Raw genomic sequence first — 10,717 nt, 5'->3', positions numbered from 1 at the left:
CCTCGGCCACGCCGTTGTCGGCGCACTGGCCGCCCAGCTCAAGGAACAGGATGCGCTAGCAGGCGCGATCGGCGGCGCCGGCGCGGCCATCGCCAATCCGCTGCTCGATCAGGCCATCGGCGGCGCCGACGCAAGCGGCTGGGGCAGCGATCCGACGTCGGCGCAGAAACTACAAAGCGCCACGCTGCAACTCTCCAGCATGGCGATCAGCGCCGGCGTCGCCTCGGCGCTGGGCAAGGACGGCATGACGGCTGCATTGACGGCGCAGAATGAGACGGTGAATAATTACCTTAGTCAGAAGCGCCCCAACCTACTCACCCTCTCCGAGCAGGAACGCTACAACGAGGCATTCAAGCGCGGAGACACCAATACACTGAACGAACTCACCCAACGCTCGGCCGCGCGTGATCAGGCTTTGGCCAACGCCTGTGGTTCCACGGCCCCCAGCGTGTGTCGTGCCGAGGTTATGGCAGCGCTTGATTCAGGAAACAAGGTGCTGACTGTCAGCAATGGCCTGACCATCGCCGTTCCAGCGAATACGCCGGAGCTGCTTGCAACCCCCCGTCCGGCTAACGAGTTTCAGAACAGCGTCGCGCAGAGCGTGGCCGACGGCCTGATCGGTGAAGGAATCGCTTCAGGTGCCGGGGCGCTGCTTAAAGGTGCTGGTTTCGTCGCTGGGCGTCTTTTCGGGTACTCGGAGACGTCCATTGGGGAAGGGGCAGTGATAGCGAAGGGTGCGGCAGACACCGGAACGGCTGATGCGACAGCGCTACAGCGTGCCTATTTGAACAATAAATTTGGGCGCACTGGAGACCTGAACCTCGATATCAATATTCGGGGCAACCAAGAAACAGCAACTAACTTTTTCCGTTCCCAAGGCGTGTCAGAAGGAAATATTCCTTCGTATTTAACCGGCATCGACTTTACTCAACCCGTGTCAGTGCAGGCGCTAGGTTCTGGGAAACCTTTATGGCAATACCAAACGCCTGGCGCACCTCAAGGGAATTGGTACTCATTTAGCCCATTTGTGCAGCCAACCGAACTAGGCATCAGTCCTCTCGGTTTTAATAGAGCCACCCAAGCTGTTGAGTCAAAAACTCTTAGTCCTTACTTGACAAAAGAGCCAGTGAATATGTTGCGCAGCACATCAGCTTCGGTGAACGATTTCTGGTCTGTCAGTGGGCAGTCATATCCGACTATTGGTGGCGAACGACAATTGTTCTCCACGCAGAAACCAGCGTTTGTGTTGACTCCGCAACAATAAGGACTGGATTATGGCCGCTATAGAAACAGTGGAGAAAGCTTTGGCACTTGCGCATGCTCGATTGAGCGCAGCTCCGGAATTTGAGATATTTGCCTCAACTGTCGCTCAGTTGGAGTACTTGTTATCGGTGCTGCGTGGGAACGAGAAGGATCGCTCCCGTCTGAAAAATATTATCGTTGGGCATTTCGCGGTGCGGGAGTTTGAGGAGAGTGATCCTGAACTGGCTGAGGCTTTAAATGCTGTACAAGCCATTGCATTCAAGGCTGCCAAGGGACTTAAAGTTTAATCCTCTCGTCTTGTTGGCCCCTCTCTCACGACTTCTCGAAAATCATGCTGGCGGGATCGAGTAACTGCGGTTTTTAGTCACGTTTTCGTGCTCTCTCGATTTTGATGACAAACGAGAATAACGATAGTGCGTTAATAAAAGCCAAACAGACAATACTCATTTGAAATATCTGACCAAACAATGACCCCCGCTCGCTTCCCCGGACTCGCCCTCACACTGCGCCGTACTCCGGTGCGCCGTGGGGTCGCCTTGCTTCTCCTCCTCACCTTCCTCGTCTCCCCCTACGGCCTTCTGGCCGCCCCAATCTCAAACCGCGTCCCTGTTTTCAATGCCGACGCCGGCCTCATTAATATTCAGGGCAACGCTCAGGCCATCCGCGACATCGCGCTGACAGCGGGCAAGGCCCTCACCATCGAACGCATCAGCACCGACGTCGTGAGCCACGGATCGCTCAGCCAGGTTCAGGAGGCTGCACCGCAGATCAAGGCCGGAACACAGCTCGACCTGCGCTCGGGGCAGGGGACCACGCTGACCGGCGCTCAACTCACTGCCGGCCAGGCGCTCAACGTGCTTGCCGGCCAGAACCTGATAGTCGATGCCGCCGCGCGCAGCGACAACTGGCAAGATAGTGGACAAAGCAGCGACGGACGTTACCGTCGCCAAGCCACCTACTACAGCGGCAGCCGCCTGACGAGTGGCGGCGAAACCACGCTCGCCGCCAACAACGACCTCACCGTGCGCGGCAGTACCGTCCACAGCGGCGGCAACCTCACGGCGCAGGCCGGCGGCAATCTCGACCTGCTGGCCAGCGTCGATCAGGACCGTCTTTCCTACCAACTGGGCCAGCCCCTGAATCCGGGCCAGACCGGCGCGTACGCGCAGCACGGGGACTCAGTTATCGGTGTTGGGCAATGACGTGATGGCAAAACAGGCCAGACCGTGGTCGAGACAACCCGTAGACCAGCATATTCCATCAGGGACAGAGGCTATGGCCTCGATCAAAGTCCGGATCTATGGCTGCAATCTTTACCTGCTTACCATCATCAATTGAACGCTTGGCAAAATGGGGGCGACCATTTATGACGGTGTTGTCGATGTGACTACGCTGGCAGCGGATCGGAGTTGCCCAGCGCCGTGGTATTTAATCCGCCATCGACATACATGATTTCGCCGGTAATTCCGCTGGCAAGGTCCGAGAGCATGAAGGCGGCAGCGTTGCCCACTTCGTCGATGGTGATATTGCGCCGCAGCGGGGCGTTGTGTGAGTTATAGGCCAGCAGCTTGCCAAAGTTGCCGATGCCGGAAGCGGCCAGTGTCTTGATCGGGCCGGCTGAAATGGCGTTGGCCCGGATGCCCTGTGGTCCGAGGCAGAAGGCCAGATAACGGGTCGCCGCTTCGAGGCTGGCCTTGGCCAGACCCATGGTGTTGTAGTTGGGCATGGTGCGCTCGGCACCGAGGTAGGACAGCGCCAATACGGAGGCCTTGTTACCTTTGAGCAGCAGCGGGCGCGCCGCCTTGGTCAGCGCCGGATAGCTGTACGAAGAGACATCGTGGGCAATGCGGAAGGATTCGCGCGAGATGCCGTCGAGGAAGTCGCCCTCAATCGCTTCGGTGGGGGCATAGGCAATCGAATGCACCAGCCCGTCAAGCCCCTCCCAGTGGGTCGCCAGATCGGCGAAGAGCTTGTCGATCTGGGCGTCGTCGGAGACGTCGCAGGGAAAAACCAGGGTGCTGTCGAATTCGGCGGAAAATTTGCTGATACGATCCAGAAAGCGTTCGTTCTGATAGGTGAAGGCCAGTTGCGCACCTTCGCGGTGACAGGCACGAGCGATGCCGTAGGCGATCGAGTGCTTGGACAAAACACCTGTGATTAAAATACGCTTGTCTGCTAGGAATCCCATGGGTTCTCCTGTAACAAAATGGGGTTGGAGTTTTGCTGTTAAGGTCACTTTGAGGCGATATTATAGGTGAGTTTGACCCGATCACCGACCGACGATTCTACGGCACAGCAGCGGGCACTCGCGCTACACTTCGCCCCATGCCTTTTTTCCGCCTTGTCCGTCGGTCATTGTCCTGGTCATTGTTCCTGCTGCTTGCCGCATGCAGCAGCGAACAGAACGACCCCTATCCGGCCAGCGAACGCGGCAAGAACATCCTCTATTCAGCGTTTACCGAGCGCCCAAAGCATCTTGACCCGGTGCAGTCTTACACCGAAGATGAAGTCACCTTCACGGCGCAGATCTATGAGCCGTTGCTCCAATACCACTATCTGAAGCGGCCTTATACGCTGGTTCCGGCGACCGCGCAGGCCGTCCCGGTGGCGCGCTATTATGACGCCAATGGCCGCGAGTTGCGCAGCGATGCGGCGGCCGAAACGATTGCGCGCAGCGTCTACGAAATTCATATCCGCCCCGGAATCCGCTATCAGCCGCATCCGGCCTTTGCGCTCGATGCCAATGGCAAGCCGCTCTATGCCGACCTTGCGCGCGACGCGCTGCGCGGCATCGAAACGATCGCCGATTTCGCGCAGACCGGGACGCGGGAGCTGGTCGCCGACGATTATCTCTACGAGATTAAGCGGCTCGCGCATCCACGCCTGCATTCGCCGATCTTTGGCATGATGGCCGAGCGCATTCTCGGACTGAAGGAACTCGGCGAGGTGCTGCAAAAAGAAGCTAAAGCCTTGCCGGCCGGTGCCTGGCTCGATCTTGACCGCTTTGCCCTTGACGGCGTCACCCGGGTCGACCGTTATACCCTGCGCATCACACTCGCTGGCAAGTACCCGCAGTTTCTCTACTGGCTGGCCATGCCCTTTTTCGCTCCGGTGCCACGCGAAGCTGACCGCTTCTTCGCTCAGCCGGGGATGGCCGAAAAGAACCTGACGCTTGACTGGTATCCGGTTGGCACCGGCCCCTTCATGCTGACCGCCAATAATCCGAACAGCCGCATGGTGCTCGAACGTAATCCCAACTTCCACGGCGAAACCTACCCCTGCGAGGGCGAGCCGGATGACCGCGCAGCCGGCCTGCTGGATGATTGCGGCAAGCCCTTGCCATTCATCGACAAAGCGATTTTTTCGCGCGAGAAGGAAAACATTCCCTACTGGAACAAGTTTTTGCAGGGCTACTACGATGCCTCTGGCATTTCATCGGACAGCTTCGACCAGGCGGTTCGGCTCAATGTCGGTGGCGACGTGGCGCTGTCCGACGAGATGCGCGCCAAGGGAATTCGCCTGTTGACCAGCGTTCGCGCGTCGACCTTTTACATGGGCTTTAATATGCTCGACCCGGTGGTCGGCGAGCAGCGCAGCGCCAAATTGCGCCAGGCCCTGTCGATGGCCATCGATCAGGAGGAGTTTATTTCGATCTTCATGAACGGGCGCGGCATCGCGGCGATGAGCCCGCTGCCACCAGGAATCTTCGGCTACCTTGAAGGCGAGGACGGGATCAATCCGGTGGTCTATGAATGGGGAGGTGACAAGATCAATGGCAAGGCGCAGCGCCGACCGATTGCCGAAGCCCGGCAGCGACTGGCCGAGGCCGGCTGGCCGAATGGCCGCGACGCCAAAAGCGGCGAGCCGCTGGTGCTCAACCTCGACACCACCAGTGGCGGCATGGGCGACAAGTCGCGGCTCGACTGGCTGACACGCCAGTTTGCCAAGCTCGACATCCAGCTCGTCGTGCGCTCGACCGATTTCAACCGCTTCCAGGAGAAGCTGCGCAAGGGTGCGGTACAGCTCTACTACCTGGGCTGGAATGCAGATTATCCCGACCCCGAGAATTTCTTCTTCCTGCTCAATGGCTCCGAGGGCAAGGTCGCCAAAGGCGGGGAAAACGCTTCGAACTACACCAATGCAGAATTCGACCGGCTATTTGCGCAAATGAAAGACATGGATAACGATGCACAGCGGCTGGCCGCAATCACCCGCATGAACCGCATTCTGCAGGAAGACGCGCCGTGGATTTTTGGCTTCCACCCGAAGAGCTATACACTGGGCCATGCCTGGCTGCACAACCGCAAACCGACCGACGTCGGCAACAATATCCTGAAGTACCAGCGCATCGACGTTGTCGAACGCGAACGGCGACGCCAGCAATGGAACGAGCCCGTGCTGTGGCCGCTCGCCGTCGGCCTCCTTGTGCTCGCCTCGCTCGTCCTGCCGGCGCTGATCAGCTACCGTCGCCGCGAACGCGGCACGGCGACTCAGAAGGAAAAAACATGAAAAACCTTACCGCAAAGGCGCAAAGACGCGAAGGACCGCAAAGAAAAACTGGAGAGAGTGCCTTGGTCATTGCAGGATCGAGCAAGTTTGTAATCGAAAAAGTCTTCTTTGCCCCTTCGCGCCTTTGCGGTGAAATAGCGGCCTTTCATAATTCGTAACCATGCTCGCCTACCTCCTGCGCCGACTGCTTTATGCCATCCCGATTCTGATCGGGGTGAACCTCATTACCTTCGCTCTGTTCTTCGTCGTCAACACGCCCGACGACATGGCGCGCATGCAGCTTGGCGTCAAGCGCGTGACGCCGGAGGCGATTGCCAAGTGGAAGATCGAGCGCGGCTACGACAAACCCTTGTTCATTAACGGGGAGGCCGATGGCGTCGGGGTGCTGACCGATACCGTGCTCTTCGCTAAATCGGCGCGCATGTTCGTCGGCGACTTCGGGCGCGCCGAGGACGGTCGCGACATCGCCAGGGAAATCACCTCGCGCATGGGGCCGTCGCTGGCCATCGCGCTGCCGACCTTCATCCTCGGCCTGTTCGTGGCAGTCACTCTCGCGCTGCTGCTGGCCTTCTTCCGCGCCAGCTATCTCGACTTCTGGGGCGTCGTACTTTGTGTCGCGATGATGTCGGTTTCCGGGCTCTTCTACATCATCGGCGGCCAGTATCTGATCAGCAAGCTGTGGCGACTGGTGCCGATTTCGGGCTTTGGCGGCGGCATCGATGCCTGGAAGTTCCTGATTCTGCCGGTGCTCATCGGCGTCATTTCAGGAATCGGCTCGTCGGCGCGCTGGTACCGAACGATCTTCCTTGAGGAAATCGGCAAGGAGTATGTTCGCACGGCACGCGCCAAGGGGCTTTCCGAGCTTACCGTGCTCTTTCGCCATGTGCTGCGCAACGCCATGATCCCGATCCTGACCGGCGTCGTGGTGGTCATCCCGCTGCTCTTCATGGGCTCGCTGCTCACCGAATCGTTCTTCGGCATCCCGGGGCTCGGCAGCTATACCATCGACGCGATCAACGCTCAGGATTTCGCCGTCGTGCGCGCCATGGTCTTCATCGGTTCGGTGCTCTACATCGTCGGGCTGATCCTGACCGACATTTCCTATACCTTCGTTGACCCCCGGATACGCTTCGACCGATGACTTACCTCCCCGTCATTCTCTGGTCCGACCTGCTGATCTGGCTGCTGGTCGTTGCCGCCATCGTGCTCGGCGTACTGTCCTCGCGCAACCCGCAGTTGCGCGCGGCGTGGCAGCGGGTCGGGCACAGCCGTCCGGGGATGGCCGCGGCGACGGTGCTGGTCGCCTTCGTGCTGGTTGGCCTGCTCGATTCGATCCATTACCGGCCACGGCTTGAAAGTAGCGACGGCGCGCAGCCCGTCGCCTACGCCATCGAAGTGCTGTCGCTGCTCGACACCGTGGCGACGCCGCTGCGCACGCGCAACGAGAAGACCTACTCCGAACCACTGGCGACACGCGCCTACGCCAAGGAATCGATCGAGCAGCGCGATGCAGAGGGCCATGTACAACTGCTGCGCGATTTTCCGCGCTTGAAGTACGGTGGTGCGCATCTGGGCACTGCTGACGATCAGCGCAGCGCCGACGTCGGCCGCCGGGTGCTGGCCGCAATAGCGCTTGCCGCCTTGCTCTGCGCATCTCTAGCCGTAGCGGCCGCGCATCTGCTGGCGCGCCGTTCGCTATGCTCTGTAAATAAGGCGTGGCGAACCCTCTGGCAGGGCCAGACGGATTTTGCCTGGCGCGCGGTGCTGATCACGCTAACGGTACTGTTGCTCTTGCTACTGCCGCTCGCCGCACTGTGCGTCGATTACCATGTTTTTGGCACCGACAAGGTCGGCCAGGACGTCTTCTACCAGATACTCAAGAGCATTCGCACCGGGCTGGTGATCGGCCTGGTAACAACGCTGGTGACGCTGCCGCTGGCTATCCTGCTCGGCATCCTCGCCGGCTACTTCCGCGGCTGGGTCGATGACCTGATTCAGTACGTCTACACCACCGTCAGTTCGATTCCCGGCGTGCTGCTGATCGCCGCCGCAGTGCTGATGATGCAGGTGGTGATCGATACCCACCCGCAGTGGTTCGCCACCGCCGCCGAGCGCGCCGACCTGCGCCTGCTGGCGCTTTGCTTCATCCTCGGGTTGACCAGTTGGACCACGTTGTGCCGCCTGCTGCGCGGCGAGACGCTCAAGCTGCGCGAGCTCGAATACATCCAGGCGGCGCAGGCTTTCGGCGTCTCCGACTTGCGCATCATCGTGCGCCACATCCTGCCCAACCTGATGCACATCGTGATCATCACGCTGGTCATGGATTTTTCCAGCCTGGTGCTCGCCGAAGCGGTGCTCTCCTACGTCGGTATCGGTGTCGATCCGACGATGATCAGCTTCGGCACGATGATCAACAACGCGCGCATGGAGTTGGCGCGCGAACCGATGGTCTGGTGGTCGCTGGCGGCAGCCTTCGTCTTCATGTTCGCCCTGGTGCTGTCGGCCAATCTACTCGCCGATGCCGTGCGCGACGCCTTCGATCCGAGAATGACGGGTGCATTATGAATCAGAAATACCGCCCGGGTTTGATCTGGAATGACAGCCTTATTCCCAATGACTGAGCGCGAGACGATCCTGACCGTGCGCGACCTGCGCATGGGCTTTGCCAGCGGCTATGCCCAAACGCGCCGGGTACTGGTTGCGGTCGACGGCGTCGATTTTCAGTTGCGTAGCGGTGAAACGCTGGCGCTGCTTGGCGAATCGGGCTGCGGCAAGTCAGCGACCGCGCTCACACTGTTGCGCTTGTTGCCAGCAGCCGGGCGTATTCTTGCTGGCGAAGTGCGTTTCGAGGGCCACGACCTGTTGCGCCTGCCGGAGACCGAAATGCGCGCTGTGCGCGGCGGCGGCATGGCGATGATCTTCCAGGAACCGGCAACCAGCCTAAATCCGGTGTTGACTGTCGGACGGCAGATCGGCGAGGTGCTGGAACGGCATGCCTCGCTTACCCGCGACGCAGCGCGCCAGCGCGCGCTCGCACTACTCGAAGCGGTCGGTATTGCCGATGCGCCGCGCCGCTTGGGCGAGTTCCCCTTCCAGCTTTCCGGCGGCATGAAGCAGCGGGTGATGATCGCCATAGCGCTGGCCGGCAACCCGCGCCTGTTGATCGCCGACGAGCCGACGACGGCGCTCGATGTCACCATCCAGGCGCAGATTCTCGACCTTCTTCGCCACCTGCAGGCCGAGCGCGGCATGGGCATGCTGCTGATCACCCATGACCTGGGCGTCGTTGCGCAAATGGCGCACCGCGTCGGTGTCATGTACGCCGGTGAGATCGTCGAGGAAGCGCCGCGCGACGCCTTCTTTGCCGCACCGCGCCACCCGTACACGCAGAAGCTGTTTGCCGCACTGCCCGACCTCGCACGGCGCGGCGGGCGGCTGGAAACGATTGCCGGCCAGGTGCCGTCGCTGGCGGCGATGCCCACCGGCTGCCGCTTTGCCGAACGCTGCCCACAGGCCTGGAAACGCTGCCGTGACGAGGCGCCGGCCTGGTACGATGCCGGCCCGGAGCATCGCGTGCGCTGTCATCTGCTCGCTGAGCCGGGCAGAGCGCTTGCCCCTTTGCCAACGGCCGTAGCGCTTCCCGATCCACTGCGCACGCCTGATTCCCCTGACTCCCCACTGCTCAGTGTGGAGGATTTTCGCGTCCACTTCCCTATCCGGCGCGGCATCCTGCAACGCACCGTCGGCCACGTCAAGGCAGTCGACGGTGTCGCGCTGGAACTTTCTCGCGGCCGCACGCTGGCGCTGGTCGGCGAGTCGGGTTGCGGCAAGACGACGGTCGGCAAGGCGATCCTGCAACTGATCCGCCCGACCGCCGGCAGCGTCCGGCTTGAGGGGCGCGAGCTCTGCGGCCTCTCGCGCAACATGTTGCGCCCGCTGCGTCGCCGGATGCAGATGATCTTTCAGGACCCCTTCGCTTCGCTCAACCCGCGTCTGTCGGTCGGCGAGATCATCGGCGAGGGAATGAATACGCTCAATGCGCTCAACGCGCTCGCGTCGCGGGCTGATGCCGCCGTGGCGATCAGCGCACTACTGCAACAGGTCGGGCTCGATGCGGCGGCCGCACAACGCTATCCGCACGAGTTTTCCGGCGGCCAGCGGCAGCGCATCGCCATCGCCCGCGTCCTCGCCGTGCAGCCCGAGCTGATCATCTGCGACGAGCCAACCTCGGCGCTTGACGTCTCGGTGCAGGCGCAGATCCTCAATCTGCTCAAGGCACTGCAGGATGACCTCGGCTTGGCCTATCTATTTATTACGCATAATTTTGCCGTCGTCGAGTATCTGGCGCATGAGGTGGCGGTAATGTACCTTGGCCGCATCGTTGAGCAGGGCCCTGTCGACGAGGTGCTGCGCTCGCCGCAGCATCCCTACACGCGGGCGCTGCTATCCGCCGTGCCCAGCCCGCGTCTTAACGAGCAAGCGCAATTTATCCGGCTGGTCGGCGAAATGCCGTCGCCGGCCAATCCGCCTGCCGGCTGCCATTTTCACCCGCGCTGCCCGCAGGCCAGCGAAGTTTGTCGCGCCAGCTATCCCGAAACAAGCCGCGTAATGCCGACCCACATCGTGCGCTGCCACCTGTATCGGTAGTTTCGAAGACCTAGCAGCCTGTCGGGCTTGATGGGTCGAAGCGAAAAATGTGGGAGACGAGCGCAGTTTTGCACGGGTTTCAAGCGAATAGTCGTTCTATTCGCGCAGAAACACGGGCGAAAATGGGCCGTCTTCCCACATTTTGCAGCCGACCTGGTCAAGTCCGACAGGCTGCTAGTCTTACTGTGTCACATGGCATGATTGCCTGCTCCACAGCACGGACAGCGCTGAAGTTTGCGGGCGATGGCTTGCGCGATGAGGAATCGCAGCGTTGGAATCGAGTCAGGTACATGCCGCT

9 protein-coding genes are annotated in these 10,717 nt (G+C 60.7%); 8 read left to right on the top strand and 1 reads right to left on the bottom strand.

Annotation, left to right across the window (positions count from 1 at the left end):
• From Q1J43_RS03280 to Q1J43_RS03270, 3 genes are all read left to right on the top strand, one after another.
• Positions 1 to 1,264 (top strand): polymorphic toxin type 46 domain-containing protein (locus tag Q1J43_RS03280; RefSeq protein WP_301100919.1); only part of this gene is annotated, 1,264 nt, incomplete at its 5' end.
• A 10-nt stretch (positions 1,265 to 1,274) separates the two neighbouring features.
• On the top strand, positions 1,275 to 1,550 hold the full coding sequence (locus Q1J43_RS03275; RefSeq protein WP_301100918.1) for an immunity protein Tsi6 family protein: 276 nt from the start codon (positions 1,275 to 1,277) through the stop codon (positions 1,548 to 1,550).
• 180 nt (positions 1,551 to 1,730) lie between these two features.
• Positions 1,731 to 2,465, top strand: coding sequence for a hemagglutinin repeat-containing protein (locus Q1J43_RS03270; RefSeq protein ID WP_301100917.1), 735 nt, complete (start codon positions 1,731 to 1,733; stop codon positions 2,463 to 2,465).
• Positions 2,466 to 2,650: 185 nt separating this feature from the next.
• On the opposite strand, the gene fabI is transcribed toward Q1J43_RS03270, so the two are convergent.
• The gene (gene fabI / locus Q1J43_RS03265) at positions 2,651 to 3,451 is read right to left on the bottom strand and encodes an enoyl-ACP reductase FabI (protein WP_301100916.1); all 801 of its coding nucleotides are present in this window, start codon (positions 3,449 to 3,451) and stop codon (positions 2,651 to 2,653) included.
• A 137-nt stretch (positions 3,452 to 3,588) separates the two neighbouring features.
• Here fabI and Q1J43_RS03260 point away from each other — a divergent pair, with 137 nt between their 5' ends.
• Genes Q1J43_RS03260 through Q1J43_RS03240 form a run of 5 tightly spaced genes read left to right on the top strand, consistent with a single transcriptional unit; the run spans position 3,589 to position 10,419 of the window.
• On the top strand, positions 3,589 to 5,772 hold the full coding sequence (locus Q1J43_RS03260) for an ABC transporter substrate-binding protein (protein WP_301100914.1): 2,184 nt from the start codon (positions 3,589 to 3,591) through the stop codon (positions 5,770 to 5,772).
• Positions 5,769 to 5,930: a hypothetical protein gene (locus Q1J43_RS03255; RefSeq protein ID WP_301100913.1), complete on the top strand. Its 162-nt coding sequence runs from the start codon at positions 5,769 to 5,771 to the stop codon at positions 5,928 to 5,930. Before Q1J43_RS03260 ends, Q1J43_RS03255 begins: the two co-directional genes overlap by 4 nt.
• Positions 5,931 to 5,932: 2 nt before the next feature.
• Positions 5,933 to 6,913, top strand: coding sequence for an ABC transporter permease (locus tag Q1J43_RS03250; RefSeq protein WP_301100912.1), 981 nt, complete (start codon positions 5,933 to 5,935; stop codon positions 6,911 to 6,913).
• The gene (locus tag Q1J43_RS03245; RefSeq protein ID WP_301100911.1) at positions 6,910 to 8,337 is read left to right on the top strand and encodes an ABC transporter permease subunit; all 1,428 of its coding nucleotides are present in this window, start codon (positions 6,910 to 6,912) and stop codon (positions 8,335 to 8,337) included. Before Q1J43_RS03250 ends, Q1J43_RS03245 begins: the two co-directional genes overlap by 4 nt.
• A 30-nt stretch (positions 8,338 to 8,367) precedes the next feature.
• A complete protein-coding gene (locus tag Q1J43_RS03240) occupies positions 8,368 to 10,419 on the top strand; it encodes a dipeptide ABC transporter ATP-binding protein (RefSeq protein WP_301100910.1) in 2,052 nt (683 codons plus the stop codon).
• The last annotated feature ends 298 nt before the right edge of the window (positions 10,420 to 10,717 follow it).

Origin of the sequence: Propionivibrio sp. (genome assembly GCF_029255185.1) — a bacterium.
Classification (GTDB): domain Bacteria; phylum Pseudomonadota; class Gammaproteobacteria; order Burkholderiales; family Rhodocyclaceae; genus Propionivibrio.
This window is presented reverse-complemented; position numbering and strand designations above follow the sequence as displayed.